Source organism: Lentzea sp. NPDC102401, from assembly GCF_044765805.1.
Lineage (GTDB): Bacteria > Actinomycetota > Actinomycetes > Mycobacteriales > Pseudonocardiaceae > Lentzea > Lentzea sokolovensis.
On record NZ_JBIWKS010000003.1, the window covers coordinates 245,236 to 271,759 of the forward strand.

Annotated in this window: 31 protein-coding genes; 12 read left to right on the forward strand and 19 right to left on the reverse strand. The window is 69.9% G+C overall.

The genetic code is table 11. The features are described 5' to 3' along the window. The first annotated feature begins 33 nt into the window (after window positions 1-33). Window positions 34-624 carry a TMEM165/GDT1 family protein gene (locus tag ACIRG5_RS11760; protein ID WP_402903725.1) on the forward strand — a complete coding sequence of 197 codons (591 nt, stop codon included), beginning with the start codon at window positions 34-36 and terminating at the stop codon, window positions 622-624. Between the two features lie 4 nt (window positions 625-628). Here the strand turns inward: ACIRG5_RS11760 and ACIRG5_RS11765 are convergent, their stop codons facing one another. Next, complete coding sequence (locus ACIRG5_RS11765; protein ID WP_402903728.1) at window positions 629-1,078, reverse strand: MarR family winged helix-turn-helix transcriptional regulator; 450 nt, start codon at window positions 1,076-1,078, stop codon at window positions 629-631. An 81-nt stretch (window positions 1,079-1,159) separates the two neighbouring features. On the opposite strand from ACIRG5_RS11765, the gene ACIRG5_RS11770 reads away from it, so the two are divergent. Beyond that, window positions 1,160-1,510 (forward strand): cupin domain-containing protein, encoded by a 351-nt coding sequence (locus tag ACIRG5_RS11770; protein WP_330271683.1) that lies wholly within the window; start codon window positions 1,160-1,162, stop codon window positions 1,508-1,510. On the opposite strand, the gene ACIRG5_RS11775 is transcribed toward ACIRG5_RS11770, so the two are convergent. Genes ACIRG5_RS11775 through ACIRG5_RS11800 form a run of 6 tightly spaced genes read right to left on the reverse strand, consistent with a single transcriptional unit; the run spans window position 1,507 to window position 8,737 of the window. Then, window positions 1,507-1,695 carry a hypothetical protein gene (locus ACIRG5_RS11775; protein ID WP_402903732.1) on the reverse strand — a complete coding sequence of 63 codons (189 nt, stop codon included), beginning with the start codon at window positions 1,693-1,695 and terminating at the stop codon, window positions 1,507-1,509. The genes ACIRG5_RS11770 and ACIRG5_RS11775 overlap by 4 nt on opposite strands. Continuing rightward, the gene (locus ACIRG5_RS11780; RefSeq protein WP_402903735.1) at window positions 1,692-3,869 is read right to left on the reverse strand and encodes a DUF5682 family protein; all 2,178 of its coding nucleotides are present in this window, start codon (window positions 3,867-3,869) and stop codon (window positions 1,692-1,694) included. The genes ACIRG5_RS11775 and ACIRG5_RS11780 overlap by 4 nt, the downstream gene beginning before the upstream one ends. Beyond that, window positions 3,862-4,947 carry an AAA family ATPase gene (locus ACIRG5_RS11785; protein ID WP_319976254.1) on the reverse strand — a complete coding sequence of 362 codons (1,086 nt, stop codon included), beginning with the start codon at window positions 4,945-4,947 and terminating at the stop codon, window positions 3,862-3,864. The genes ACIRG5_RS11780 and ACIRG5_RS11785 overlap by 8 nt, the downstream gene beginning before the upstream one ends. Then, complete coding sequence (locus tag ACIRG5_RS11790; protein WP_402903738.1) at window positions 4,944-6,371, reverse strand: DUF5691 domain-containing protein; 1,428 nt, start codon at window positions 6,369-6,371, stop codon at window positions 4,944-4,946. The genes ACIRG5_RS11785 and ACIRG5_RS11790 overlap by 4 nt, the downstream gene beginning before the upstream one ends. After that, window positions 6,368-7,531, reverse strand: a complete 1,164-nt coding sequence (locus ACIRG5_RS11795) for an SWIM zinc finger family protein (protein WP_402903741.1) — start codon at window positions 7,529-7,531, stop codon at window positions 6,368-6,370. Before ACIRG5_RS11795 ends, ACIRG5_RS11790 begins: the two co-directional genes overlap by 4 nt. 33 nt (window positions 7,532-7,564) lie before the next feature. Continuing rightward, window positions 7,565-8,737 carry a homogentisate 1,2-dioxygenase gene (locus ACIRG5_RS11800; protein WP_402903744.1) on the reverse strand — a complete coding sequence of 391 codons (1,173 nt, stop codon included), beginning with the start codon at window positions 8,735-8,737 and terminating at the stop codon, window positions 7,565-7,567. Between the two features lie 81 nt (window positions 8,738-8,818). Here ACIRG5_RS11800 and ACIRG5_RS11805 point away from each other — a divergent pair, with 81 nt between their 5' ends. Genes ACIRG5_RS11805 through ACIRG5_RS11820 form a run of 4 tightly spaced genes read left to right on the forward strand, consistent with a single transcriptional unit; the run spans window position 8,819 to window position 12,613 of the window. Then, window positions 8,819-9,682 (forward strand): hypothetical protein, encoded by an 864-nt coding sequence (locus tag ACIRG5_RS11805; RefSeq protein WP_319976258.1) that lies wholly within the window; start codon window positions 8,819-8,821, stop codon window positions 9,680-9,682. Continuing rightward, window positions 9,679-10,842: a fumarylacetoacetate hydrolase family protein gene (locus tag ACIRG5_RS11810; protein WP_319976259.1), complete on the forward strand. Its 1,164-nt coding sequence runs from the start codon at window positions 9,679-9,681 to the stop codon at window positions 10,840-10,842. Before ACIRG5_RS11805 ends, ACIRG5_RS11810 begins: the two co-directional genes overlap by 4 nt. Then, on the forward strand, window positions 10,842-11,474 hold the full coding sequence (locus tag ACIRG5_RS11815) for a helix-turn-helix domain-containing protein (protein WP_360047156.1): 633 nt from the start codon (window positions 10,842-10,844) through the stop codon (window positions 11,472-11,474). Before ACIRG5_RS11810 ends, ACIRG5_RS11815 begins: the two co-directional genes overlap by 1 nt. Then, window positions 11,471-12,613: a VWA domain-containing protein gene (locus ACIRG5_RS11820; protein ID WP_402903750.1), complete on the forward strand. Its 1,143-nt coding sequence runs from the start codon at window positions 11,471-11,473 to the stop codon at window positions 12,611-12,613. Before ACIRG5_RS11815 ends, ACIRG5_RS11820 begins: the two co-directional genes overlap by 4 nt. On the opposite strand, the gene ACIRG5_RS11825 is transcribed toward ACIRG5_RS11820, so the two are convergent. Together ACIRG5_RS11825 and ACIRG5_RS11830 are read right to left on the reverse strand one after the other, a co-directional pair. Continuing rightward, entirely contained in the window at window positions 12,610-13,083 is a 474-nt protein-coding gene (locus ACIRG5_RS11825) for a hypothetical protein (RefSeq protein ID WP_402903753.1), read from the reverse strand. The two genes, ACIRG5_RS11820 and ACIRG5_RS11825, sit on opposite strands and share 4 nt — an antisense overlap. Before the next feature lie 8 nt (window positions 13,084-13,091). Continuing rightward, window positions 13,092-13,556, reverse strand: coding sequence for a hypothetical protein (locus ACIRG5_RS11830; RefSeq protein ID WP_402903756.1), 465 nt, complete (start codon window positions 13,554-13,556; stop codon window positions 13,092-13,094). Between the two features lie 78 nt (window positions 13,557-13,634). On the opposite strand from ACIRG5_RS11830, the gene ACIRG5_RS11835 reads away from it, so the two are divergent. From ACIRG5_RS11835 to ACIRG5_RS11850, 4 genes are all read left to right on the forward strand, one after another. Further along, window positions 13,635-14,399, forward strand: a complete 765-nt coding sequence (locus tag ACIRG5_RS11835) for a DUF2470 domain-containing protein (protein ID WP_402903758.1) — start codon at window positions 13,635-13,637, stop codon at window positions 14,397-14,399. A 73-nt stretch (window positions 14,400-14,472) separates the two neighbouring features. Then, window positions 14,473-15,171, forward strand: a complete 699-nt coding sequence (locus ACIRG5_RS11840) for a CPBP family intramembrane glutamic endopeptidase (RefSeq protein WP_402904896.1) — start codon at window positions 14,473-14,475, stop codon at window positions 15,169-15,171. 147 nt (window positions 15,172-15,318) lie between these two features. Then, a complete protein-coding gene (locus ACIRG5_RS11845) occupies window positions 15,319-16,506 on the forward strand; it encodes an arginine deiminase (RefSeq protein WP_402904898.1) in 1,188 nt (395 codons plus the stop codon). A gap of 99 nt (window positions 16,507-16,605) precedes the next feature. After that, a complete protein-coding gene (locus ACIRG5_RS11850) occupies window positions 16,606-17,166 on the forward strand; it encodes a ferritin (RefSeq protein ID WP_402903761.1) in 561 nt (186 codons plus the stop codon). A 69-nt stretch (window positions 17,167-17,235) separates the two neighbouring features. On the opposite strand, the gene ACIRG5_RS11855 is transcribed toward ACIRG5_RS11850, so the two are convergent. From ACIRG5_RS11855 to ACIRG5_RS11895, 9 genes are all read right to left on the reverse strand, one after another. Next, window positions 17,236-18,369 carry an RNA polymerase sigma factor gene (locus ACIRG5_RS11855; protein ID WP_402903764.1) on the reverse strand — a complete coding sequence of 378 codons (1,134 nt, stop codon included), beginning with the start codon at window positions 18,367-18,369 and terminating at the stop codon, window positions 17,236-17,238. Window positions 18,370-18,372: 3 nt separating this feature from the next. Beyond that, window positions 18,373-18,780: a YciI family protein gene (locus tag ACIRG5_RS11860; RefSeq protein WP_093594853.1), complete on the reverse strand. Its 408-nt coding sequence runs from the start codon at window positions 18,778-18,780 to the stop codon at window positions 18,373-18,375. Window positions 18,781-18,884: 104 nt separating this feature from the next. Further along, on the reverse strand, window positions 18,885-19,241 hold the full coding sequence (locus ACIRG5_RS11865; RefSeq protein ID WP_402903766.1) for a hypothetical protein: 357 nt from the start codon (window positions 19,239-19,241) through the stop codon (window positions 18,885-18,887). A 139-nt stretch (window positions 19,242-19,380) separates the two neighbouring features. Beyond that, entirely contained in the window at window positions 19,381-19,971 is a 591-nt protein-coding gene (locus ACIRG5_RS11870) for a hypothetical protein (protein ID WP_402903768.1), read from the reverse strand. A 185-nt stretch (window positions 19,972-20,156) separates the two neighbouring features. Further along, the gene (locus ACIRG5_RS11875; RefSeq protein ID WP_402903770.1) at window positions 20,157-20,966 is read right to left on the reverse strand and encodes a hypothetical protein; all 810 of its coding nucleotides are present in this window, start codon (window positions 20,964-20,966) and stop codon (window positions 20,157-20,159) included. Between the two features lie 3 nt (window positions 20,967-20,969). Then, entirely contained in the window at window positions 20,970-21,494 is a 525-nt protein-coding gene (locus tag ACIRG5_RS11880) for a SigE family RNA polymerase sigma factor (protein ID WP_402904900.1), read from the reverse strand. 88 nt (window positions 21,495-21,582) lie between these two features. Continuing rightward, window positions 21,583-21,921 (reverse strand): DUF952 domain-containing protein, encoded by a 339-nt coding sequence (locus ACIRG5_RS11885; RefSeq protein ID WP_402903772.1) that lies wholly within the window; start codon window positions 21,919-21,921, stop codon window positions 21,583-21,585. Between the two features lie 45 nt (window positions 21,922-21,966). After that, window positions 21,967-22,902: a DUF5926 family protein gene (locus ACIRG5_RS11890; RefSeq protein WP_402903774.1), complete on the reverse strand. Its 936-nt coding sequence runs from the start codon at window positions 22,900-22,902 to the stop codon at window positions 21,967-21,969. 27 nt (window positions 22,903-22,929) lie between these two features. Further along, window positions 22,930-23,670 carry a glycerophosphodiester phosphodiesterase family protein gene (locus ACIRG5_RS11895; RefSeq protein WP_402903777.1) on the reverse strand — a complete coding sequence of 247 codons (741 nt, stop codon included), beginning with the start codon at window positions 23,668-23,670 and terminating at the stop codon, window positions 22,930-22,932. Between the two features lie 90 nt (window positions 23,671-23,760). Here ACIRG5_RS11895 and ACIRG5_RS11900 point away from each other — a divergent pair, with 90 nt between their 5' ends. Together ACIRG5_RS11900 and ACIRG5_RS11905 are read left to right on the forward strand one after the other, a co-directional pair. Next, entirely contained in the window at window positions 23,761-24,945 is a 1,185-nt protein-coding gene (locus ACIRG5_RS11900; RefSeq protein ID WP_402903780.1) for a cytochrome P450, read from the forward strand. Next, window positions 24,942-25,487, forward strand: a complete 546-nt coding sequence (locus ACIRG5_RS11905) for a hypothetical protein (RefSeq protein ID WP_402903782.1) — start codon at window positions 24,942-24,944, stop codon at window positions 25,485-25,487. Before ACIRG5_RS11900 ends, ACIRG5_RS11905 begins: the two co-directional genes overlap by 4 nt. On the opposite strand, the gene ACIRG5_RS11910 is transcribed toward ACIRG5_RS11905, so the two are convergent. Beyond that, window positions 25,488-26,495, reverse strand: coding sequence for a glycerophosphodiester phosphodiesterase (locus ACIRG5_RS11910; RefSeq protein ID WP_402903785.1), 1,008 nt, complete (start codon window positions 26,493-26,495; stop codon window positions 25,488-25,490). It abuts the gene before it with no gap. Window positions 26,496-26,524 lie beyond the last annotated feature (29 nt).

The following is a 26,524-nucleotide window of genomic DNA, read 5'->3' on the forward strand; positions in this document are numbered from 1 at the left end:
GTCCGGGTTCGTATTCGGACGTGGAGGACCTTCGTGGCCACATCACTGCTCGCGTTCATCACCGCCTTCGCGGTGGTGTTCCTCGTCGAGCTCCCGGACAAGACCATGGTCGCCACCCTGGTCCTGACCACGCGTTATCGCGCGTGGCCGGTGTTCGTCGGCGTGATCGCCGCCTTCGCCGTGCAGAGCGTGGTCGCCGCCGCGTTCGGTTCGGCCATCACCCTGCTCCCCGACCGGCTGGTGGCCGGAGTCGTGGCGCTGCTGTTCGGCATCGGCGCGTTCATGCTGTTGAAGGAGGGGTTCTCGCGGGACGAGGACTCCGCCGACGAAACCGGGGCGACTGCCGCCGTGCCGTTCTGGCGGGCGGCTTTGACGTCGTTCGGCGTGCTGTTCGCGGCCGAGTGGGGCGACGCCTCGCAGCTCGCGACCGCCGGCATCACCGCCCGGTACGGCGAGCCGCTGGCCGTCGGCCTGGGCGCCTGGCTGGCGCTGGTCGCCGTGGCCGGGCTGGCCGTGCTGGTGGGGCGCAAGCTCGCCGGGCGCTTGCCGACGCACTGGATCCAGCGGGTGGCCGGGACGATCTTCGCGGTGTTCGCCGTGATCGCGTTGACGCAGGTGTTCTAGCCGGTCACCAGACCGGTCGAAGCCCTGGCTGGTCCTCGCCGTGGACGTTCCGCAGGTACGCGGCGAGGCCCTGCCTGATGGTGGCGAGGGTGTCCTCGCCGATCGCCTCGGCCATCTCGCCCTCCAGGTCCGACCACAGGTTGTCCGCGAGCTTCAGGTAGTCGCGGCCCTTCGTGGTCAGCGTGACGTACTGGGCGCGCTTGTCCGTCGGGTGCGGCTCCCGCAGGACGTAACCCCACTCGTCTAGCTCGTTGACGATCTTCGCCGCCGCCTGCTTCGTGACGCCGAGGTGCTGTCCGATGTCGACGGTCGTCGCGCGCCTCTCCTTGAGGAACCGGAAGACGTAACCGTGGGCGGGCCTGAGCGGTTCGAGGCCGATCTGCCGGAGGCGGTCGTGGAACTGGTCGCCCATGGCGCGGTACGTCATCGCCAGCAGCATCGGCACCGGTTCCATCTTGCTTCCTCGTTCAGGTAGACAACCTGGTTGACCTTATTCTAAGGTTAGACAACTTGGTTGACTACTTTGGAGGTTGTCTTGCTGGTCACTGGCGATTCCGCGGAGCTGCACGAGTTCGGCGGGTTCGAGTTCAGGTCACTGGCCGTGCCGTCGCGCGGCAGTTCGGAGATCGCGCTGTGGACCGTCGACGTGCCGGAAGGCGGCGACGGGACGCCACACCGTGCGTCGAAGGAGGAGGTGTTCTACGTGCTGTCCGGGTCGGTGACGATCCAGGGTCAGACCGCCGGCGTCGGCGACGCCATCGTGGTGCCGCCGAACACCGAGCTGGCGCTGACCGGTGGACCGGCGAGGGTCCTGGTGGCCACGTCGGTGGGCATCCAGGGCACGCTGGCGGACGGGCAGACGATCACGCCGCCCTGGTCGGTCTAGTTGGCCGGGGAGCCTTCCTCACGAGGAGGCTCCGGCGTGGTGTCCGGGACCTCTTCGCGCAGCTCGCGGGCGAACTTCTTGGCGTCGTCGATGAGTTCCTGGGACTCTTCGAGGCGGCTCTCGTCAGGCGGGGTGAGGCCGTCTTCGTCGGGCTTCGTGAGGCGGTCTTCGTCCGGTGTGGTCACGGCTCTGGGATCGGCGAATCCGACGATCGTGAAACTCCGGCCATCAGGCCGCGGACGTGCGCGGCCAGGCGTGCAGCGATCTCCAGGTCCCACTCGTCGTCGGCGGCCGGTTGAGGGGTCTGGCCCGCCACGACGCGTTCGCCGAGCAGGCGGCGCTCGGCGGGCGTGAAGTCGGTGATGGCTCGGCGGAGCAGAGGCAGGGCGTCGTCGAACGCCTCGCCGCGCAGGCCGCTGAGCCAGTCGTCGATGAGGCCGAACAGGCGCGGGTCGGCGGCCAGCAGCGTGGCCGAGCCGCGGAGGAAGCCGGCCACGAAGGCGCTGGCGACGTTGCGGTGCAGGCGGGCCGCCACGTCGTCGCTGGTCAGCTCCCCCGCCTCCCAGAGCAGGCGGGTGGCTCTGCCCGTCGGCAGGCCGTGAGCCTCTGCCTTGACCAGCGCGTGCAGGGCTCGCCACCAGGTCTTCTGGTGGTCGTCGTCGGCCGCCAGGCGGGTGGCCTCGTGGGCGCCGTCCACCACCTGGAGGGCGTGTTCCGCCGTTTCGTCGTCGACGTTGCGGCAGGCGAGCGGGAGGCCGACGGCTCCTCGGGTGAGCAGGCCGTGCAGGGCCACGCGCAGCAGTTCCGGGTCGGTGCCCCGGACCGATCCGTAGCGGACCGTCCTGGCCAGGTCCGGGAGGGCGGCGAGCAGTTCGAGGGCGTCGGTGGCCATGGCGGCGCAGCGGTCCAGGGCCTGGCGCGCCTCGGTCACGGCCACCGGGAGTTCGCAGCCCACGGACTTGGTCAGGGTCGCGGCGGCGTCGGCGACCCGTTTGGCGTCCTTGGCGGCCTGGGTGAGGACGTTCTCCGCTGCAGTGTGGACCGTCGTGCCGTGGCGGGCGGCCACGGCGACGGACACCGCGAAGATCGGGTCCCAGCGCAGTTGCCAGACCTCGGCGAAGGTGCCGAGCGAGTTGGAACGGTCCGGCTTGCCCCACGGGACGCCGAGGACTTCCAGGCGTTGCAGGAGTTTCGAGCGTTCGCGGTCGGTGTCCTTGCGGAGGTCCAGCTTGAGCTGCTTGGGCTGGACGTCCGCGGGGAGACGGAGTCTGCGTTGCAGGCGTTGGAGATCCGCGGCCAGGGGTGAGCGCGGAACGGCTTCGCCCACCTCGCCGAGGCGTTCGCCGACGACGAGTTTGCGGTGGACCAACTGGAGCGGGATCTCGTCGCCGCCGCAGAGGACCGCCAGCGCCGCCTCGTTCACCTCGCTCAAGCCCGCCGACGGACGTTCACGCAGTGCGGCAAGGGTTTCCGCGAGACGGACTGCTTCCACGGCGCTCGCCGTCGAGGCCGGGAGGTCTTCCGCGCGGAGCACCGCCGCGGCTTTGGCGAACCAGCGCGGGACCACGTCGGACTGGTGCTGCCAGAGGTGCGCGTACCAGCCGGGCGAGTCGACGCCGGCGCCGTAGCCCGACTCGGCGGCCAGCTGGCCGTGGCTCCACGGGACCCAGGTGCCGGAGATCTTGCGGCGGCGCAGGCCTTTCAGCAGGGCGGTGTCGGCGGCGACGGTCGGCTTGGTGAGCAGAGCCGGGACGTGCCACGCGCCGCAGACGACGACTATCGGGCCCTCGGTGTCCTTGCGCGCCTTGCGGATCGTCTGGCGCATGAACGCTTCTCGGCGCAGAGTGCGTTCGCCTACTTCGCCTTCGAACTCCTTGCGCACGGCGACCATGGCCTCGGCGATGGCGTCCGCGAGGTCGAGCGGGTCCGACGCGCTGTGCTCGACCACGTCCTCCCACCAGCGTTCCGGGTCGTCGAAGCCGGCGGCCTCGGCGAGCAGGCCGATGGGGTCGACGTTGCCGCTCGGGCCGTCGTCACCGATCGACGCCGCCGCCGGCAGGTCGAAGAAGCGGGCCTGGACGCCGTGCTCGGCCGAGTAGCGGAGGGCCTGCCACTCCGGGGAGAACTCCGCGAACGGCCAGAAGGCGGCGTTCTCGGGTTCCGTCTCGTCGTGCAGCAGGATCGCGACCGGCGGGGTGAGGGCGTGGACGTGTTCGAGGAGCGCGTCCGCCTCGGGTGGCCCTTCGATCAGGATGAGCGCCGGACGCGTCTGCTCCAGCGCTCGCTTGACCATCCTGGCCGAGCCGGGACCGTGGTGCCGGATGCCCAGGAGGACCGGCGCGGAGTCAGGCTCAGTCACCGCTGGCGTCCAGGCAGGCCCGGTAGAGGTCACGCCATTCGGCGCGCTCCTTCAGCACCGTCTCCAGGTACTCCTGCCAGACCGTCGCGTCCGACACCCTGTCCTTGATCACGGACCCGATCAGGCCGCTGGCCAGCTCGTCCGCGCCCAGCGTGCCGTCGCCGAAGTGGCCGGCCAGCGCCATGCCGTTCGCGATGACCGAGATCGCCTCCGCCGTCGACAGGCTGCCGCTCGGCTTCTTCAGCTGCGTGCGACCGTCCACGGTGGAGCCGTTGCGCAGCTCGCGGAAGATCCGCACGACGCGGCGCACCTCGTCGAGCGCGGGCGGTTCGGCCGGCAGCTGGAGCGCCTTGCCGAGCTGCTGGGACCTGGTGAGGACGATCTCGACCTCGGCGTCCTCGGTCGCGGGCGGCGGCAGCACGACGGTGTTGAAGCGCCGCGCGAGCGCCGACGACATCTGGTTGACGCCCCGGTCGCGGTCGTTGGCCGTGGCGATGACCGTGAAGCCCGGCACGGCCTGGATCTGCGTGTTGAGCTCCGGCACCGGCAGCGACTTCTCGCTCAGCACCGTGATGAACGAGTCCTGCACCTCGGACGGCATGCGGGTCAGCTCCTCGACCCGGACGACCGTGCCCAGCTGCATGCCGCGCATGACCGGGCTCGGCACGATGGCGTTCTCGCTCGGGCCCTCGGCGATCAGGCGGGCGTAGTTCCAGCCGTAGCGGACCTGGTCCTCGCTCGTGCCGGCCGTGCCCTGGACCACCAGCGTCGAGTCGCCGCTGATCGCCGCCGCGAGGTGCTCGGACAGCCAGGACTTCGCCGTGCCCGGCACACCCACGAGCAGCAGCGCCCTGTCCGTCACCAGCGTGCCCACCGCGACCTCGACGAGCCTGCGCGCGCCCACGTACTTCGGCGAGATCACGGTGCCGTCGGGCAGCGTGCCGCCCAGGACGTAGGTGACCACGGCCTGCGGGGACAGCCGCCAGTTGGGCGGCCGCTGCCGGTCGTCCTGGGCCGCGACGGCTTCCAGCTCGGCGGCGTACTGCTGTTCGGCCGTCGGCCTGAGCACGGCGGTCACTGGGCCTCCTGAGGCGGTGCTGGTGCGAACGATTCACGCAGTCGGATGCGGAGGCGGAGAACCTCCAGTTCCAGGGAGTTCTCCGGCCAGCGACGGGTCAGAGCCTCCCAGCTCGCGCCGAGCAGGTCCGCGTCGCCCCGCGCCAGCAGCACGGCCGGCGGACGACCCGCCCGCCAGCGCGGATCGGGCAGGGCGGCGTACCGGTGCAGGAGCGCGCGGGTGGTCTCGGGCGACCACGGCGCCGGGAGCTGGGCGCAGGCGTGGTCGAGGAGGTCGTAGTGCCAGTTCTTGGACACGGCGACGACCGCCTGTTCGGCGACCTCGGCCGGCAGCGCCGCGAGCATTTCGAGCTGCTCCATGCCGGTCAGCGTCTCGGCGGCGGCGACGGCCCAGGGCCGCGGATCCCGTGCCGCGGCGAGCTGGTCGGCGACGCCTCTGAGCAGCGCGGCGGCCCACGGACCCCTTCTGAGCACGCCGGCGGCCTTGGCGTCGTCGGCCTTGAGGGTCGTGGTCCAGTACGACGGCGGAACGCTCGCGGCCGCGGCCCGGATGCGGCCCGCCACACCCTTCTCGGAGCCGTCACGCATGAGGTCGCGCTGCTCTTCGGCGTCGGCCTGCCCGGTCCAGAGCTCGTCCGGCCGGACGTCGAGCCCGTCCTGGGTCAGCCGGAGGCCGCGGCGCAGGCGACGCGCCGCGCGGGTGGCGAGTCGCGAGGTGCGCAGCTTGCGCAGCAGGTGGAGGGCCTCGTCGTGGACGGCGGCCGCCTTGTCGTCGAGCGCCGTTTCCAGGAGTTGCTCGTCCTGCGGGCCCAGACCCGTCTCGAGGGCGCTGATGAGGACCTGGCGGTCTGCGGAGCGGCGGGAGGCCTCGAACTCCTCCGCGATGAACGCGCCGACCCCGGCCGGATCGGCCTTGCGCTTGCGGCGGAGGGCACGGACCCGTTGGGCGCTGGGGAGATCGAGGATCTCCTGGAGCGGGACCTCGTCCACGAGCGGTGCGGCGCCACTCGCCCAGGACCAGCCGGGACGGGTACCGGCGAGCCAGCGGCCGCGCGTGCCCAGGACCTCGACCACCGCGGCACGAAGTCCGGGCCGTGCGGTGCCGAGGGCGAGCAGGGCGGGCAGCATGCGGTGCTCGGCCACGACGTGGTTGGCCTTGGCCAGGGCGCACCACTCGGTGAGCAGCACCTCGTCGTCGACGCTCATGATCGCGTCCAGGACCGCTCTGGCGGCCGGCCTGGGAAGTTCCGCGGTCTCGGGCGGGGCGAGCGGCACCGGGTCGGCGGTGGCCTCCTGCGGGAGGGTGGAGCCGAACGCGGCCACGCCCAGGGCGGCGCAGTCGGCCAGCAGGGCCGCCGGGTCGCCGCCTCCTCTCGTGGTGCCGATGAGGAGGTCCTGGACGGTCTTGGACCAGTCGGCCTTCACGCCACCACCTCGAGCGCGCCGTCCAGCGCGATCGCTCCCAGGCGGAGGGCGTGGCCGTCCCAGAGGCCCCACGCGTCGAACGGGGTGCCCCCGGTCAGCGCCAGGGCCATGTCCAGGCCCGTGTCGTCACGGACCGGCAACGCGTGGCCGGAGGTGTCGACCAGGGAGGCTCCGTGCAGGCGGACGGTCGCGCAGCCGAGCGGGAACAGGCGTTGCCACGGGTCGGCCACCAGCATCGGTTCCAGCGACGCCAGCGACGCGCGCCACGACTCGGGTGCCGGGACCGGGTCGGGCGCCCGGGAACCTTCCAGTTCGCCCAGTGCCACCCGGTCCGAGGCCGGGTACGGGTGGACGAGGGCCGAGGACTCCAGGCCGTGAGGCAGCAACGGCACGGGGGCTCCGACCGCGGAGTGGCGGATTGCCACCGCCCAGCGGCCCGTCTGACGGCCCCAGCACCACTGCCGGATGGTGCGGACCCTGCCGTCGTCGGTTTCCAGGCGCAGCAGGGCGACCCAGCGGTCGGAGATTCCCGGCGAGGCCTTCACCGTCTCCTCGGGCACGGTGACGCCGAGACGGGTGCGCGGCTGCACGAAGCACAACAGGTGCAGGCCGCCCAGACGGTCGGCCACGTCGGCGGTCCAGCGAGGGCCCGAGCGCGCGACGATCTCCTGGATCTCGGTCACCGCGGCGGCCACGCCGGGCACCTGGGCGTCGATCATGCGGGCGATGAACGCCTGCCACCACGAGGCCGGGCGGCCGGGCAGGGACGCGATGCCGGCCGAGGCCACGTCGAGGAGCCAGTCGCGCAGACCGTCGATGCCCGAGGACATCGCGGACGCGCGGTTCGCCGCCGTCTTCTCCCGAGAACGCGCACGGCGGGCCACGGCCTCGGGCGAGGAGTCCAGCTCACGAGCCGCGCGCCGCTGGGTCCACTCCTCCACCCAGTCGGGCGGCAGCGCGTCCGGGATGTCGAGCTCCTGCAGGCTCACGGCGTGCTTGCAGGGGAACTTGCGGGACGGGCAGGTGCACTTGGCCGAGCCCGCGGCCAGGTCGACGCACACGCGGTACGGCATGGAGCCGGAGCCCGTGTAGAGGCCCCACAGCACCGGCAGGGCCTTGCCCAGGCCCTGCCAGCGCATCGGAACGGCTCGTGTCCTCACGGAACCAAACTAGCGAGGACCCCCGACAGAAAATCAGGCCGGACCGCGACGGGCCCACGTCCACGCGTAAGCAGGGTCTTCACAGGCCTCTGCGGCCTCGCCCAACTCCAACGGGCGGAACGTGTCCACCATGACCGCGGTCTCGTCGAAGTAGTCCAGGCCCAGCGAGGCCTCGACGGCTCCGGGCTGCGGGCCGTGCGTGCAGCCGGACGGGTGCAGCGACATCGAGCCGATGCCGATGCCCGAGCCCTTGCGCGCCTCGTAGTTGCCGCCGACGTAGAACATCAGCTCGTCCGAGTCGACGTTCGCGTGGTTGTACGGCACCGGCACGGCCAGCGGGTGGTAGTCGACCTTGCGCGGGCAGAACGAGCACACGACGAAGTTCGGGCCCTCGAACGTCTGGTGCACGGGCGGCGGCTGGTGCACGCGGCCGGTGATCGGCTCGAAGTCGCGGATGTTGAACGCCCACGGGTACAGGTGCCCGTCCCAGCCGACGACGTCGAACGGGTGGTTCGCGTAGGTGAACTTCGTGAGCCCCGCACGGTGCCGCACGAGCACGTCGACGTCGGTCCCCTCGACGAGCAACGGCTCGGAGGGCCCGCGGATGTCCCGCTCGCAGTACGGCGAGTGCTCCAGGAACTGGCCGGCCTTCGACAGATACCGCTTGGGCGGTCCGATGTGCCCGGTCGCCTCCAGCACCAGCAACGACATCGGCGCCGACGGCACGACCCGGTAGGTGCACGAGGTCGGGATCACGACGTAGTCGCCGTCACCGACCTCGATCGCCCCGTAGATCGTCTCGATGACGCCGGAACCGCCCTGCACGTACAGCAGCTCGTCGCCGAACGCGTTGCGGTACAACGGAGAAGGCGCGGAGGCGACGACGAAACCGATGGTCACGTCCGGGTTCCCGAACAGCTTCCGGCGCCCGGTGACGGCGTCCACGTCATCAGAAGCCCAGGTCAGGTCCGTGGTCTTGAAGTGGCGCGGCTTCAGCGGCAGGTTCGGTGCCGCACCCCCGCGCTCGTCCTTCACCGTCTCCGCGTTGACGATCGCCGTCGGCAGGTACCGGTGGTAGAGCAGCGCCGAATCGGCCGAGAAGCCCTCGACCCCCATGAGCTCTTCCGCGTAGAGGCCACCGTCCGGTTTGCGGAACTGGGTGTGGCGCTTTCGGGGGATCTCTCCCACCTGGCGGTAGTAGGCCATGAGTGCTCTCCGGGTCCTTCCAAGGCGTTCGACTATCGGACATCTTTGTTCAGTTGGCGGTACACGGCTAGCGTGTCAGCCGTGTCAAGCGCTGTCGAACTCCGTGCGCCCGGTCCGCGCGGTACTCCGCCCCTGCTCGCGAGGCTTGTGGACGATGCCGCGCTGTTCCCTCCGGGGAACGCGTCGATGCCCGACGCGGTGCGCGGTCACCTCGACGGACGCGTCGGCGAGTGGGCTGGCGTCATGGGCCTCTTCCTCTGTCCTGCCTCCCGTCTCGCCGAGCTGATCACCGAACTGATCAAGGTCAAGCCGGCCAAACCGATCGCTCTGAGCCTCGTGATCGACACCGGCCTCGGCGGCGTGCCGAAGGCCGTCTCGATCGTCGAGAGCCGAAGCGAGCTCCTGGCACTGCGCATGGTCGAGATGCCCGCACCGTCCGATGTGGACGAGGTGTGGCTCGAGCGCGTGTCCGAGTTCGTGCCCGAGGACGTCATCCGCGTCGTCGAACCCCGCCGCGGCGGTGCCGAATGGCTCGACGGCGTCCGCCGGGTCATCGAGCACGGCAGCTGGCCCAAGCTGCGTTGCGGCGGGCTCTCCCAGGAGAACTTCCCCAGCGTCGAGGAGGTCGGCGACTTCCTGTCCGTCGTCAGTGGCGGCGGCGTCGCGTTCAAGGCGACGGCGGGCCTGCACAAGGCCGTCCGCCACACCGACGAGCAGGGCTTCACCCACCACGGCTTCCTGAACCTCCTCGTGGCCACCGCGCGCTCCCTGAGCGGCCGCGACGTCCGCGAGGCGCTGGCGAGCACCGACGCCGAGGCGCTCACCGCCGAGGCCAAGGCGCTCAGCGACCAGGCCGCCCATGCCGTGCGCGGCGTGTTCGCGAGCTACGGCTCGTGCTCGCTGGCCGAACCCGTCGCCGACCTTGAGGGGCTTGGACTTCTGTGAGCTGGATCAGCGACCCGAACTTCTCCGAGGACCAGCCGTTCGGACCGCAGACCCTGCCCTACGGCGTCGTCGACGGGGGCGTGGCCGTCCGCGTCGGCGACCGCGCGTTGCTCCTGAAGAGCCTCGCGCTGGGCAAGTGCAGCGAGTACGTCCAGGGCGACTCGCTGGACCCGCTGCTGAAGGCCGGCAGGCCGGTCTGGAGCGTGCTGCGCGCCAAACTGCGGGAGATCGTGACGGCCAGTTCCGCTCCCAAGGGCGCGGAGCTCGTCGGGATCGAGACCGCGAAGCTGCCGTTCACCGTCGGCGACTACGTGGACTTCTACTCGAGCAGGCACCACGCCGAGAACGTCGGGAAGATGTTCCGCCCCGACGGCGACGCGCTCACGCCGAACTGGACGCACCTCCCGATCGGCTACCACGGCCGCGCGGGCACGGTGTACGTCTCCGGCACGGAGATCGTCCGCCCGAACGGCCAGAAGCGCGGCAGCGAGGGCCCGAAGTTCGGTCCCTCCGAGCGCCTCGACATCGAGGCCGAGGTCGGCTTCGTCTGCGGCGGACCGCAGGCGGCCAGGGTGTCCACCAGCAGGGCCGCCGAGCACGTCTTCGGCGTCGCGCTGGTCAACGACTGGTCGGCGCGCGACATCCAGGCCTGGGAGTACCAGCCGCTCGGCCCGTTCCTGGCCAAGTCGTTCGCCACGTCGATCGGCGCGTGGATCACGCCGCTGGAGGCGTTCTCAGTTGCACGCGTCCCGACGCCGCCGCTGCCGAACAAGCTGCACGACTACCTGACGTGCGACCAGCCGTGGGGCCTGGACATCACCATCACGGTGGAGCTGAACGACACCATCGTCGCGCGGCCTCCGTTCCGGGAGATGTCGTGGTCATTTGTGCAACAGCTGGCGCACATGACGGTCAACGGGGCTACGGTGCGCCCAGGTGATCTGTTCGCCTCTGGCACGGTCTCCGGACCGGAGAAGAACGAGCGCGGCTCGTTCCTCGAACTGAGCTGGGGCGGCAAGGAACCGTTCAAGCTCGACGACGGCTCCACGAGGTCCTTCCTGGAGGACGGCGACACGGTCAAGCTGACCGCCACCGCTCCCGGTGAGGGCGGCTCCGTGGTCGGTCTCGCCGAGGTGGTGGGAACAGTTCGGAGTGCGTGATGGTCGGAGCGACGAAGGAGAGCTCGCTGACCCTGGAAAGGGGTCTGGCGCTGCTCCAGGCGGTCGCTGAGGCGGAGTCCGAGGCACCGTCGATCTCGGAGCTCGCCACGGCCATCGGCGCGTCCAGAGCCGCGGTGTACCGGCTTCTCGTGCCGCTGCAGGCGCGCGGTCTCGTGCGCAGGGAGGGCTCGAAGGTCCGGCTCGGCCTCGGCGTGCTGCGGCTCGCCTCCAACGTCCTCCCCCAGCTGCGCATGGCGGCCAACCCCGCGCTGCGGGAACTGGCCGAGAAGGTCGGCGCCACCGCGCACCTCACCGTCGCGGACGGCACCGAGGCCCAGGCCGTCGCCGTCGTCGAACCGTCGTGGACCGCTTTCCACGTTGCGTACCGGGTGGGTTCCCGCCACCCGGTGCACCGCGGGGCGGCCGGCAGGGCGATTTCCACGCCCGGCGAGATCTGGGTCGTCTCCGCGGGCGAGCTGCAGCCGAACGCTTTCGGCGTCGCGGCCCCCGTGCGCGGTGTGCCCGGCCTCAGGGCGTCCGTTGGCGTCGTGGCGCTGGAAAAGCTCGACGCGGACGTGGTCGGTCCTCACGTGGTGCGTGCGGCCGAAGAAGTGGCGGCAGCGCTCAAATGACCGAAGAGCGGCTACGGCGCTGGCGGTTGCTCCTGGGCCCGAGCGCGGAAGACGTGTCCGAACTGGGCGAGGACGACCAACGGCGTGATGGCGCGCTCACGGGTCTCTACGGCGGTGGCGGCGACAGGGGCGCGGGCCTCGGCGCCAGCTCCCCGCAGCTGCACCGCTGGCTCGGCGACGTCCGCAAGTACTTCCCCACCTCCGTCGTGCAGGTGATGCAACGGGACGCGGTCGAGAAGCTGGGTCTCAAACAGCTGCTGCTCGAACCCGAACTGCTCCAGTCGGTCGAGCCGGACGTGAACCTCGTCAGCACCCTGCTGCAGCTCTCTCGCGCCATCCCCGCCCGCACCCGCGACACCGCGAAAGCCGTGGTGCGCAAGGTGGTCGAGGACATCGAGAAGCGGCTGCAGGACCGGCTCGTCGAGGCCGTCAGAGGAGCCGTCGACCGGTCGCGGCGCACCAGAAGGCCGCAGCTGCAGGACGTCGACTGGGCGACGACGATCAAGGCGAACCTCAAGAACTACCAGCCGCGGCACAGGACCGTGATCGTCGAGGACCTGATCGGTCACCGAAGGCGCAGCCGGACCGCGGCGATGCGGGACGTGATCCTGCTCGTCGACCAGTCCGGTTCGATGGCGGAATCGCTGGTGCACGCGGCGGTTCTGGGTTCGGCGCTCGCGAGCATCCGGTCGATCACGACGAAGCTCGTCGTCTTCGACACCGAGGTCGCCGACCTGACCGACCAGCTCAGCGACCCGGTCGACCTGCTGTTCAGCGCCCAGCTCGGCGGCGGCACGGACATCAACCGCGCGGTCGCCTACGCGCAGACCCAGGTCCGCAGACCCACCGACACGGTCGTCGTGATCATCAGCGACCTCTACGAGGGCGGGTCGGAGACCGAGTTGCAGCGCCGGGTCCGCGAACTGGTCGCGAGCGGCGTCACGGTCGTGAACCTGCTGGCGCTCAGCGACTCCGGCACACCCGCCTACGACCACGAACTGGCCGCGAAGCTGCACGCTCTGGGCGCGCCCGCGTTCGCCTGCACGCCGGACAAGTTCCCCGAGCTGCTGGCGGCCGCGCTGCGCAAGGACGACCTCACCCAGTGGGCCGAAAGCGAAGGAATCGCGACGGGCCGTTAGCGGTCGATGACCCGGCCGCGGGTGAGAAACGCCAGACCGCGCGTCATCACGACGACACGCCCGCGTTCGTCAGGGCCGGCGATCCACACCCGGCCGGTGTGCCGCACCAGCACCCGCGCCCGTTCGGGAAGCTCCGGCAGCCGCAGGTTCTTCTCGGAGTCCTCGACCCGCAGGTATGCCTGCCGGCCGATGCGCCGTCCCGCCACGAAGTTCACCGACACCGGACGCCACGGGAACTTCTCGATCAGCTCGAGGGTGCCGCGCCGCGTGAGGAAGTGCCGCAACCCCGGCGTGGCCAGTTCGAGCACCACCGGCACGGACAGCACGGTGAGCCAGATCCAGCCGATCACGAGCACGACGCCGAGCACGGCGAGGGCGAAGAGGATGTGGCCGATCGCGCGCCGGTCTGCCCGCGCGAGGCAGGTGTCGCTCCACGCCGTGGTCACGTGCACGTCCATTGACATTGCCATCTAGATGATCATCGAAACACGCGGGCGGTGATGAGCCGCGGAACTCCCCTGAATGTCACAACGGTGTTCCCCGCGGCGTCCAGCGGCACGAACCACACGCGGCGGTGCCGGGCGATCCGTCCGCGCAGCAGCGGACCCACTCTCAGGGTCAGCAACAGCGGTGGTGACCCCAGCACCACCAACCGGCCGCCCTCCCACCGGGCCTGCGCGAAGATCCACGGCTCCCCTTCCGGCAAACGCACCGGACGTCGTCGCGTGACCGTCCAGAGAACGGCCGCGGCGAAGAACAACAACACCAATGCCACCGGTGAGGACCAGGACCACACGAGCACCAGCACGAACTGGAGCGCGAAGGCCACACCGGCAACCACAGTCCACATCAGTGCACGGCGGCTCGCCCGGTCGACGCAGTGCCGGGTCCACCGATCGTCGAGTGCCGTCACCTCGGTGGACGGCTTGTTGGGCACGACCACGCGTCCACCGTACAGGTGACGCTTCCCATGACGCGGCAAGCTAAGTTAGGCTTGCCTAACCTTCGAGGAGGTGCAGCGGTGACCGACACCCAGACCAGGCGCCCGCCGGCGCCGCACGCCGCAGAGCGCGCCCGCACGATCGCGGCCCGCCACGGCTCCGCCGCACTGCTTCCTCAGTCCGGTTCCCGCACCAGCCCGTTGTTCCACCACGTGCACCCGTGCGGTTCCACGATCCTGTTGCTGCCCGACGAGCACCCGCTGGTCGGGCAGTTGTGGCAGACGCCGCGGACCGAGGTGACGGCGATGCTGGAGATCGCCGACCAGGCGCCGGTGCCGTTGCGCGAACCCGTCCGCGGCCTGCTGTGGCTCACCGGCTGGGTCACGGCGCTCGACGACGAAGAAACGCGCGACGAGATCCTCGCGGTCGCCGACGTCCGCCCTGACCACCGGCTGCTCGACGCGGGTCATGGCGCCTCGGTGCTGCGGCTCACGCCCGCGTCGATGGTGGTCGCGGACGCCGAGGGCACGTCGTCGATCAGGCCGGAGCAGTTCGCGGGCGCGGCGCCGGACCCGTTCTGCGGCAACGAGGACCACTGGCTGCGGCACCTGGACGCCGCGCACGGCGACGTCGTGGACCAGCTCGCCCGCCATCTGCCGGAGGAGCTGCGGACCGGTCACGTCCGGCCGCTCGGGCTCGACCGGTTCGGGCTGCGGCTGCGGGTCGAGGCGGAGTGCGACGACCACGACGTGCGGATCGCGTTCTCCAAGCCGGTCAGCACTCCGCAGGAACTCGCCGCGGAACTGCGGCGGTTGATGGGGTGCCCGTTCCTGTCCCAGAGGTAGCGTCTGGCCGGTGACCTTGATCCCCGCCGAAGAGAAGCGCGGTTACCAGCTCGAACTGCTGATCGTCTTCAGCATGACGCTCGGGCTGTCCGGCCTGCGCAGCCTCGTGCGGCTGATCGACAGCCTGCTGCAGCCGACGCCGCTCAACCAGCAGTCCGTCGCGATCAACGTCCCGCAGGCGCGTGCCGACCTGCTGGACCTCGTGGCGCAGCTGCTCGGCGTGCTGCAGCTCGCCGCGTGGGGCGGGATCGGGCTGTACCTGTTGTGGCGCACCGGGATCAAGCTGCGCGTCATCGGGCTCGACGGCACCCGCAAGCTCGCGGACTCACTGGGCGCGCTGGGTCTCGCCGCGATCATCGGCATCCCCGGACTGGGGCTCTACTTCGCCGCCTGGGCGCTCGGGCTGAACCTCGCCGTCCAGCCGTCCACTCTGGACGACCAGTGGTGGATGAGTGTGGCGCTGATCCTCGCCGCCGCCGGCAACGCGTGGGCGGAGGAGGTGCTCGTCGTCGGGTACCTGATCACGCGGCTGGAGCAGCTCGGCTGGCGGCAGTACACGGCGCTGGTCGCGGCGGCCGTGCTGCGCGGCTCGTACCACCTCTACCAGGGCTTCGGCGGGTTCGTCGGCAACGTGGTCATGGGCCTCGTGTTCGGCTTCTACTGGCAGCGCACGAAGCGGTTGTGGCCGTTGGTCATCGCCCACACCATCCTCGACGTGGTCGCGTTCATCGGCTACACAATGTTGCGCGGCAAAGTGAGCTGGTTGCCGTAACGATTCCACGGTAGATTCCATAATTTACCGCCATTCGTTGCGATTTTCGGCTCGCAGACGGCGATTTGTGCTGTTCAGGGTTACGCTCGTCCGGTGACTGCGCACACGATCGCTGAGACCGAAGCACTTCCGGACGCCGCGCCCCGCGTGGACAGCGAGGTCGGCCCCTTGCGCACGGTGCTGCTGCACCGGCCGGGCAACGAGCTCAAGAGGCTCACCCCGCGCAACAACGACCAGCTGCTGTTCGACGGCGTGCCGTGGGTCGGCAGGGCCCAGGAGGAGCACGACGCGTTCGCCGCGACGCTGACCTCGAAGGGCGTCGAGGTCCTGCTGCTGGCCGACGTGCTGGTGCAGGCCCTGGAGGACAACCGTGCGCGCATCGCGGGCGTCCACAGCGCCGTCAACGAGCGCCGCCTCGGCATCGACCTGGCCGACGCGCTGCGCAGCCACCTCACCTCGCTCGACGCGCCGCAGCTCGCCCAGGTGCTGATGACGGGCATGACGTTCGAGGAGATGCCGGCCGCCGAGGGCGCGTCGCTGGTGCGCAAGATGCACCTGCCGATCGACTTCGCCGTCGACCCGCTGCCGAACCTGCTCTTCACCCGCGACTCCTCGGTCTGGGTCGGCGACCGCGTGGCCATCACGTCACTCGCGCTGCCCGCCCGCGACCGCGAGACGACGCTGACCGACCTGATCTACGCCTACCACCCGCGGTTCCGCCGCACGGGCCGCGCGTACGGCGCGCACTCGGCGCCGCTGGAAGGTGGCGACGTGCTGCTGCTCGCGCCGGGCGTGATCGCCATCGGCGTCGGCGAGCGCACCACCCCGGCGGGCGCGGAGTCGTTTGCCCGCTCCGCTCTCGCGGACGGCCTCGCACACACGGTGCTGGCGGTGCCGATCGAGCAGGAACGCGCCACCATGCACCTCGACACCGTCTGCACGATGGTCGACCGCGACGCCGTGGTGATGTACCCGGCGATCCGCCACACGCTGACGGCCTACCCGTTGCGCGCCGACGGCAACGGTGGAGTGCGCGTGGACGGCCCCGTGCCGTTCCTGGAGGCGGCGGCCGAGGCGATGGGCATCGAACGGTTGCGTGTGATCGACACGGGCCTCGACATCGTCACCGCCGAGCGCGAGCAGTGGGACGACGGCAACAACACTCTCGCCGTGGCTCCCGGTCTCGTCGTGGCGTACGAGCGCAACGTCGAGACGAATGAGCGCCTTGAAGAAGCAGGCGTCGAGGTGCTGCGGATCGCCGGTTCCGAACTGGGCTCCGGCCGCGGCGGCCCCCGCTGCATGTCGTGCCCGATCGACCGCGCGCCATTGGTGTGATCGTTAGGGACGCCTAACCTTTGTTTGGATTACCTCTCCAAACAAAGGTTAGCTTTTCCTGGAATGCAGGTGTGGCCGTTTTGAGTTAACGTACTCCTCATGGCCTCGAACGTGAAGAAGATCCTGTCCAAGAAGTCGAAGTTCCACGAACTCCTGCAGGCTCAGGTCGGCAACGAGTTCTCCGCTTCACAGCAGTACATCGCACTCGCCGTGTGGTTCGACAACGAGGACCTGCCGCGCCTCGGTGCGCACTTCTACAAGCAGGCTCTCGAAGAGCGCAACCACGCGATGATGATCGTGCAGTTCCTCATGGACAACGACATCCCGGTCGCCATTCCCGGCGTCGAGACGCCGTTCAGCGAGTTCAAGTCGCCGCGGGACCTCGTCGACCTGGCCCTGCGCCAGGAGCAGCAGGTCACCGACCAGATCGTGGGCCTCGCCAAGGCCGCCCGCGAGGAGGGCGACTACATCGGCGAGCAGTTCATGCAGTGGTTCCTGAAGGAGCAGGTCGAGGAGGTCTCCTCGATGAAGACGCTGCTCACCATCATGGACCGCGCCGACGGCAACATGTTCTACGTCGAGACGTTCCTGACCCGCGAGAGCGTGGGCGACGAGGCTGCCGACTCCAGCGCTCCGACCGCAGCGGGCGGCAAGCTCTGATTTTTTCTTCGCACGCTTGAGTGCCTGATCACAAAGGACCGCCTCACCTGACCGGGTGAGGCGGTCCTTTCAGTTGTTGAGGCGCGCGGCCTGCCGGGTGAGGTATTCCCGCTCGGCGAGGTTCGACGCTTTCTCCGCCGCCTCCACGTAAAGTTTCGCGGCCGTTTGCGAACTGCCGTCGCGCTCGTGGAGATAGGCAGCTACGGCCGAGTAGCGGGGCAGCGAGTCGTCCAGTTCCGCCAGCGCTTTCAGCCCGGCACGCGGTCCGTCGGCCTCGCCCACGGCCACCGCGCGGTTGAGCCGGACGACGGGGCTGTCGGTCAGCTTGAGGAGTTCGTCGTACCACTCGACGATCTGCACCCAGTCGGTCTCCTCGGCCACGAGCGCGTCCGCGTGCAGCGCCGCGATCGCCGCCTGCGCCTGGAACTCCCCCAGCCGGTCCTGCGCCAGCGCCGCCTGCAGGATCTCGACGCCCTCGGCGATCAGCTTCGTGTCCCACCTGCCCCGGTCCTGCGCGGCGAGGGGCACCAGGCCGCCGTTGCTCGCCGTCCGGGACTCGCGGCGGGCGTGGTGCAGGAGCATGAGCGCGAGCAGCCCGGAGACCTCGGGATGGTCGATCACCGCCGCGAGCTGACGGGTGAGCCGGATCGCCTCGGCGGCCAGGTCGACGTCGCCGGAGTAGCCCTCGTTGAAGACGAGATAGAGCACGCGCAGCACGGTGGCGACGTCGCCGCGCTGGTCGAACCGCACGTCGCCGACCGTCTTCTTGGCCCGGCTGATGCGCTGGGCCATCGTGGCCTCCGGCACCAGGTAGGCCTGGGCGATCTGACGGGTGGTCAGTCCGCCGACAGCCCTGAGCGTGAGCGCGACGGCCGACGACGGCGTGAGCGACGGGTGCGCGCACAGGAAGTAGAGCTGCAACGTGTCGTCGGTGTCCGACGCCGGGCCCTGCTCCGGTTCGGCGTCGATCGCGTCCTCACGCCTGCGCCGCGCCGTCGCCGCCCTCGTCGCGTCGAGGAACTTGCGCCAGGCCGCCGTGACGAGCCAGCCCTTGGGATCCCGCGGCGGATCCTCCGGCCACACCCGGACGGCCTCGACCAGCGCGTCCTGCACGGCGTCCTCGGCCGCTGCGAAGTCGGCTCCGCGGCGGACGAGGACACCGAGCACCGCCGGCATGAGGCTCCTGAGCAGTGCCTCGTCCACCTGCTACTCCGTGATCGTCGGTGCGTGGCCGTAGAACGGGCGGATCTCCAGCCACTCGTGGATCGGCTTGCCGTCCTTGCCCGGCGCCGCAGACAGCTCCGCCGCGAGTTCGAGCGCGCGCTCGTAGCTGTCGGTGTCGATGATCATCCAGCCGGCGATGAGGTCCTTCGTCTCCGCGAACGGCCCGTCGGTGACCGGCGGCCGGCCCTCGCCGTCGTACCGGACCCAGGTGCCCTCCTGCGCGAGCGCCCGCTCGTCGACGAACTCACCGGTGGTCCTGAGCCGGTCCGCGAAGTCGTTCATGTACTTCACGTGCGCGGTGATCTCGTCCTGCGTCCACTGGTCCATCGGCACGTCGTTCACCGCGGCAGGCGCACCGCGGTAGTGCTTGAGCAGCAGGTACTTCGCCATCTCGGGTGTCTCCCTCGGTCCTGTTGCGACCCATCATGGTCACTTCCACCGCGGGGACGGAGCCGGAACGCGGATCTCGACATCACCACCGAAGATCTTTTCGACTAGTTGTGGCAGTCCTGATCGTCGAGCGCGAGGTACGCCGCCGAGAGAGTCTTCTTCTCCTTGTCCACTCCGAAGACGAACCTGGCTGCCGGGTTGTCGTCGGCGTCGGCGACCCAGGTGTAGTTCGGGCCTGTCGGCCTGAGATTGGTGTACTCGGCCTTCAGCTTGGCGTCGAGCGCCTGTTGCCGCGTCATGCCGAGCTTCAGGTCGCCGTAGCCGAACGAGCCGATCACCGGCTTGGCCGGTGGCGGCGGCGAGTTGGTCACCGTCTGCGTCACGACGGTGGTGACCACCGTGGCCGACGGCGTCGCGCTGGACGGCGCGGAACTGGACGTGGCGGTGGCGTGGACGTGCACGCGGACAGACCGAGAGCGGCGGTGATTGCGACGAGAGCGATGGAGCGCTTCATTTTCATTTCCCCCAGGAAATTGTTGACGTTCAGGTGCCGTGCCCGCCCCACCCCCAGCGGGGCGGGCACGGCGGTTTCGGTGAGATTCAGAGCAACGCCAGGGAGCAGTCGGTGGTGCTCGATCCCAGCTTGATGAGGACGACCTCGTCGCTGTCCGGGAAATGGTCGAGCTTGCCGCTGCCGATGAACGAGTAGGAGGCGTTGTCGCCGATCCTCGCCGACCAGCCCGCGCGGTATTCGGAGGCGGCCTGATAGGCGTTCTTCACCTCGGCGAAGGTCGAGCCGACGCCGATTCCCTTGGAAGTCCTGGCGTCCAGCGGCAACGTGATCCGGACGACGCCGTACTTCTTGGAGATCGCGACCTGGTCGTCGGCAACGCAAAGGCCGTCACCATCGCTGTCCCAGGTCAGGTCCGTCAGACCGGCCGCTCTCGCCTCGTCGAGCGTCATCCCCAGCTTGAGAGCGCCATACCCAGGTCGGCCGTCCACCTTCACGACGGCCTGCGGCGGGTTGGTCACCGTCGCGGTCACGACCTCCGTGACCACCGCGGGCGGCGTGGCGGACGGCAGTTCGGTGGCAGGCGCGGAGTCCTGCTTCAGCGAGGGAGCGGACGTGCACGCGGCAATTCCGGAAACAGCGACTGCGGCAACGAGAGCAAGCTTAAGACAGTTGTTCATTTCTATTTCCCCCATTGATGACGAACCCCCATGCCCTTTCGGACAACCAGTAAGACGCCACCCGGGAAGCTGGGTTGCACAGTTCTGAGTCACGAATAGATCACAGCGAACACGTCCAGAAAAACGGTACGCCGAAGCCCCGCCGCACCCCCAATGAGCGGCGGGACCTCAACAAGATCGAATTGTCAGACGGCCGTGCAGTCGTTCGCATTCAGTCGCATGAACACGGTGGTCACCGTGGTGCCGTCACTCTCGAAGATGTACGACCACGCTGGTGTCGCGTTCATTGACACGACCACGTTCGAACCGCTTTGCGTGGCATTCGCATAAGCGGTCTTGACGTCGGTGACCTTCGAGCCGACGCCGACGTTCTTGGGTGTTTTGGCGAAGCTCGCCAGCGTGATCCGCACGATTCCCCGCGTCGGCGAGATGATCACGGCGTTGCTGTCGGGCACCGACTTCGTCGCGTACGCCCTGCACCTGTTCTCGGGATCGGCCGGGGTGCTCGGTTCGACCAGTGAGCCGGTCTCGAGCGCGTCGCCCTCGGACATCCCCAGCGCGAGCGATCCGTACCGGCCGGGCTGCGCCTCCGGTGTGGGCGGCGCCGGAGGAGGATCCGACTTCTGGGCGCTCCTGCCGGGCGTGCTGGGAGTGTCGGGATTGGCGCCGTTGGAGTTCGGCGGCGGGTTGGTCGTCACCGTCACCGTCGAGGTGTACGTGCTGACCGACGTCTGCGGCGTGGACGTCGAACTGGTCGGGGTGGCCGTGGTCAGGTACGCGCCGACCGCGTCGTCCGAACTGTCCTTGCCCAGCTGGGCAAGCCCGGCCCCGGCACCGACCAGGACCGCCACGACGAACGTCCCGGTGATGGCGGCACGGCGGCGGCGAAGGCGAGCGGCACCGCGCACCACGGTCTCGGCGGCGACGGGTGGGGAGTGCACGTCGAGCCGATCGTCGCTGAAGAGCTTGCGCAGCTGATCATCCAGGTCGTCCACCGGTCACTCCTTCCCCAAGCGTGTTCGCAGGCTCGCCATGGCCTTGCTGCTCTGGCTCTTCACCGTGCCGCACGAGATTCCGAGCGTCTTCGCGATCTCGGCCTCGGAGAGGTTCTCGTAGTAGCGCAGCACGACCACCGCGCGCTGCCGTGGCGGCAGGTCGCGCAGTGCCTGCCAGAGCGGTTCGTTCTCGAGCCGGCTCAGTTCGGGAGCCACGGCTCCGCTGTCGGGGAAGTCGGCCACGAGGCTCTCCCGGCGACGTCTGCGCCAGATGCTGATGTGCGTGTTCGCCATCGCCCTGCGGACGTACGCGAGCGGGTCGTCACCCTTGCGCTGCACGGCGGCCCAGCGCGAACCGACCTTCTCCAGCACGGCCTGCACCAGGTCGGCCGAGTCGTGGGGGTTTCCGGTCAGTGCGTGCCCGTAGCGCAGAAGTCCGGGCATGGACATGCGCACGAACTCAGCGAAGTCCCCCACGGCTTCCGCTCTTCCCCCGCCGCGCTCGGCGGCTGTCCCCAGCTGCAGCACCGCCGTCACGGCGCACCCCCTCCCCCGAAGCAGCACACCGGCTTCGAGGGATTCACGCCTGGGCGCACCAAACGGTTGCCCAACTAAATCACAGAACGGCAACGGCTTCCGGCAGAACGAACGAACCGTCCCGCTCGGTGGGGAACTCGTGCACCTCGGTCACCGCGGAGACCGGGATCGGCCCGTAGACGTGCGGGAACCACAGCGGCGAGTCCGCCACCGCCTCCCACCGGACGGGCACGCCCAGCAGCCTCGGGTCGACGACGAGCAGCAGCAGCCCGCTCTGCCCGTGGAAGAACTTGCCCGCGGTCACGTGCACCACGCCCCGGTCGGAGCAGTGCACGAACTCCTCACCCTCGGCGGGCGGGATCGACCCGGCCGACCGGGCAGCAGCCCAGCCGGCCGTCGTGATGATGTGCAGCAGCACTTATCCACAGCTCCCTGTGCACAACCATGTGGACAACCCGGTGGACTACCGCAGGGTGATCTGGCGGCCGCGCAGGCCGTCACGGGCGCGGCGCTCGGCGTCGCTCAGCGGCTCGTCGACGGCCAGGGCCTCCAGCAAGCGCTTGCCCAGCGCCTCGGCCGGGTCGGCCCACTCGCGGGCGTGCATCTCGCGGTCGAGGTCCCAGACGGGCACGAGCAGGCCGTGCGCGCGGAACGAACCGGCGTAGCGCGAGCCCTCACCGAGGTCGAGCTCACCGCGGGCGGCCAGGCGGGCCATCGCGGGCAGCAGCTTCTCCTCGGGCTCCGGGCGGACCCAGCGCAGGTGCGCCTTGTCGCCCGCGTCGACCCAGTAGGCGGCCTTCACGCCGGGGGCGTCGAGGCGCTCGGTCGGCAGGATCGCCGCGTTCGCCCGCTCCAGGGACAGCGCGACCTCGCCCGTCGGCTCGGTGCCCTCGGGCATCCACCAGATGAAGTCGGTGTGCAGCACCGGCGTGATGTCGGCGTCCGCGTCGAGCAGGTCCTGCAGGCGGGCGGGGTTGTCGCCGTTGTCCGGACCGACGACCGGCAGCACGTCACCGGTCTTCGCCTGCTGCGCCCACTGCAGCGCCCGCGCCAGGTCGCGGCTGATGTCGCCGGAGCGCGTCTGCACCTGCAGGCCCACGAACGGCACGTCGTCGCCGCGGATCAGGCCGGCGGCGGCCATCGGCAGCACCGTGGCGAGGGTGACCTCGCGGCCGTCCTTGACCGGCAGCTTCACGATCGCCGACGGCACGAACTCGCGCAGCGCGATCAGCTCGCACTCGGCGGCGAGGCCCTCGAACGGCCGGGACACGATGACGTCCGTCGCGCCGCCGGGTGCGCCGTGGCAGGCCTTGTAGCGCTTGCCGGACCCGCACGGGCAGGGCTGCTTCGGGTTGATGCCGTCCTTCGGTGCGTCCTTGACCGCGGTCCGCTTGGCCACCTTGGCCCTCCTCGTGCTCAGGCTTGTCTAGGTCGCCAAATTAGCCGTCAGCAGGCGGCGGGTGTTCGCCGGGGCATTGGTCGCGAGGTAGCGGACCCCCAGGTCACGGCACAGCGCGACGTCCTCGGCGTTGTCCACCGTCCAGACGTAGGTCTCGTGACCGGCGCGCCTCGCCCGATCGACGTAGCCGGGGTCGTTGCGCAGCAGGTGCAGGCCGGGCCCGGTGTAGTCGGCGAACGACGGCAGCGCACCACCGCGGTACCGGCCGAGTCGGTCGAGCAGCAGCACCGTGCGGATGTCCGGCGCCTGCTCGCGGAACGCCCTCACGGCGGTCGGCGAGAAGGACATCATGACGATCTGGGCGCCGAGCCCGTGCTTCTTCAACGCCTCGGCGAGCTTGCGTTCGACCTCGTTGCGGTACCGGACCGGGTGCTTGGTCTCGACGAAGAGCTGCACGTTCTTGCCCTTGACCAGCTCCAGCAGCTCGTCCAGCACCAGCAGCCCTGCCGGCTGACCGTGGCGGTGCCAGCTGCCGTAGTCGAACTTCCGCAGTTCTTCGAGCGAGAGCGCGCTGACCGTGCCACGGCCGTTGGAGGTGCGGGCGAGCGTGCGGTCGTGCACACACACGAGCTCGCCGTCCTTCGACAGGCGGATGTCGCACTCAAGGCCGTCAGCGCCCTCTTTGAGCGCGAGCTCGTAGGCGCCGATGGTGTGCTCGGGACGGTCGGTGGACGCGCCACGGTGCGCGACGATCGAAGGCTGCTGCACAAGACCGAACGATAGTTCCTGCGCAACAATTTGAGTCATCAATCAAATGGACGTGGACGAAACGCCGATCGCGACTTACCGTCCCGCCTTGTGACGTTCGACCAGCGTGATCCCGCGTTCATCGCCGACCCGTACCCGGCCTTCGCCGCCCTGCGCCAGGCCGGTGAGGTGCATCACCACGAGCAGATGGACGTCGCCGTCGCGGTCTCGCACGCCGCCTGTTCCGCCGTGCTGCGGCACCGCTCGTTCGGGCGAATCTGGTCGGACGTGAAGCCGGTCGAGCAGTTCATGTCCTTCAACCTCCTGCACCGCAACTCGCTGCTGGAGAATGAGCCGCCCACGCACACCCGCCTGCGCCGCCTGGTCGCCGCCGCGTTCGGCCGCGGTCACGTCGAGCGCCTGCGCCCGTGGGTCGCGGACCTGGCCGACCGGCTCGTCGACGAACTGGCCACGAAGATCAAGGACCAGGGGCAGGCCGACCTGCTCGCCCACGTCGCCGCGCCCCTGCCGGTCGAGGTGATCGCGGAGCTGCTCGGCGTTCCGCAGCAGGACCGGTACCTGCTGCAGCCGTGGTCGAACGCCATCGTGAAGATGTACGAGTACGGCCTGCCCGCCGACCAGCAGGTACTGGCCGAACGCGCCTCCACCGAGTTCGTCGCCTACCTGCGCGAACTGATCGCGTTGCGCCGCAAGACCCCTGGCGCCGACCTCGTGTCCGACCTGGTCGCCGTCACCGACACGGACGGCGCCAGGCTCACCGAGGACGAACTCGTCGCCACCGCCGTGCTCCTGCTGATGGCGGGCCATGAGGCCACGGTCAATGTCATCGGCAACGGCGTCTACGCCCTGATGCAGCACCGCTCGCAGTGGGAGCGGCTGAGCCCCGAACTGATGCCCACGGCCGTGGAGGAGCTCATCCGCTACGACTCGCCGTTGCAGCTCTTCGAACGCACGGCCACCGAACGCGTGGAGATCGCCGGCCACGTCATCGAACCCGGCGAGAAGATCGCCGCCCTGCTCGGCGCGGCCGCGCGCGACCCGCTGGTCTTCGAGAACCCGGACGTCCTCGACATCGGCCGCGAGAAGAACCAGCACCTCGGCTTCGGCATGGGCATCCACTACTGCCTGGGCGCGCCGCTGGCCCGCATCGAGGTGGAGGCGGCGCTGTCCTCGTTGCACCGCAAGCTTCCCGGCGCAGTACTGGCCGAGGAACCCAGCCGCCGCGCGGAGTTCGTGATCCGCGGCCTGCACTCGCTGCCGCTGGGCGCGGGGTGAGCGACGAGGCGGAGCTGATGCGCCGTGCCTATGCGGCACAGGCGATCCTCACCGGAACGCCGCTGGGCGACGAGTCGCTGGCGGCGGACCGCGCGTTGCGGGAACTGACCAGGGACCGCGACTGGGAGGTGAGCCAGGCGCGGCTGCTCGCGTGGCAGCAGTGGGAGAAGAACGGTCCCGGCCAGCCGCGGGTCTGGTTGGGACGGTGGCAGCGCTGGATGGCCTGGGACATGGCGCGATCGGAGTTCTTCCGAATCGCCGACGACGCCGCGAAGCGGCGCTACCACGAGAACTACCTGCGGCAGAACGGAAAGGACTTCGAGGAACTGGTCCGTGCCGCGACGGAGAAGTCCGACCGGCTGAAGGAGGACCGGACCGCGGAGATCACCGCCGCGGAGCAGGAGATCACCGCGGTCGTCCTGGCCCTGCACCACGAACTGCGTTGGGCCCCGGAGCGGATCGTGCGGCGGATGGGGCTGACCTCGACCGAGGTCAGGTCATTGCTGGGCCTGCCTCAGCTCCCGCGCCGCCCGCACGGCTGACTAGCGGCGGTACTTGCGCGGCAGCGGGAAACCCCGCTCCTGCATGACTTTCCGCAGCCGGTCCGGGTAGTCGGTGATGATGCCGTCGACGCCGTCGTAGATCAGCTTGTGCATGGTGGCCGGGTCGTTGGTCGTCCACGGGATCACCTTGAGCCCCTGCCGATGCGCGTCCTGGACCAGCGCCTTCGTCGTGAACGGCACGTAGTCCGGGTCGCCGACCTTGCCGCCCTGCGGGTTGCCGTGCACCGGCGACAACGCCGCCGCGCCGAAGCTCTTCGCCATCTTCGCGACGCTGCCGCCGAAGTCGGCGAGTTCGAGACCGCCCGTCCACGGCGAGCCCGGCCGCAGCATTTCCGGCTGGGTCAGCGCGACCAGCGGGATGCGCGGCTCGACCTCGCGCAACCGCATCAAAGTGCCCCAGTCGAAGGACTGGACGGTCACGTTCGGCAGGAAGCCCGAGCGGCGGATCTCCCGGACGGCGCGCTGCACGAACTGCTCGCGCGGCGCGGTCTCGTGCGGGGCGGCGGCCTCGACCTTGGTCTCGATGTTGAAGCGGATGCCCCACGCGCGGTGCTTGCGCGCGAGGTCGAACAACTCGTCCAGCGTGGGCATGCGGGCGCCCGGCGAGAGTTCCTGGTCGGGGTACTGCGACCACCTCGTGCTGCCGCAGTCCAGCGTTCGCACCTGCGCGAACGTCAGGTCCTTCACGTACTTGCCCGCGTAGGGGAACTCGGGGTCGCCGGGGAACGCAGGCTTCGTGTCCAGGCACTTCGCCGGGTTCGTCCTGCGGTCGTGGGTGATGACCTCGCGGCCGTCCCTGGTGATCTGGATGTCGAGTTCCAGGGTCGTCACGCCGAGTTCGAGCGCCTTGCCGAACGCCTTGAGCGTGCTCTCCACGGTCAGGCCGATGCCGCCGCGGTGTGCCTGGAGGTCGAAGTCCCGGTGGTGCGCCTGGGCGGCGCCAGGGGTGGCCATTGCGATCACCAGTGCCCCGATGAGTGTTCGCATTCACCCAACCTGGCACGCCCGCGAGTACG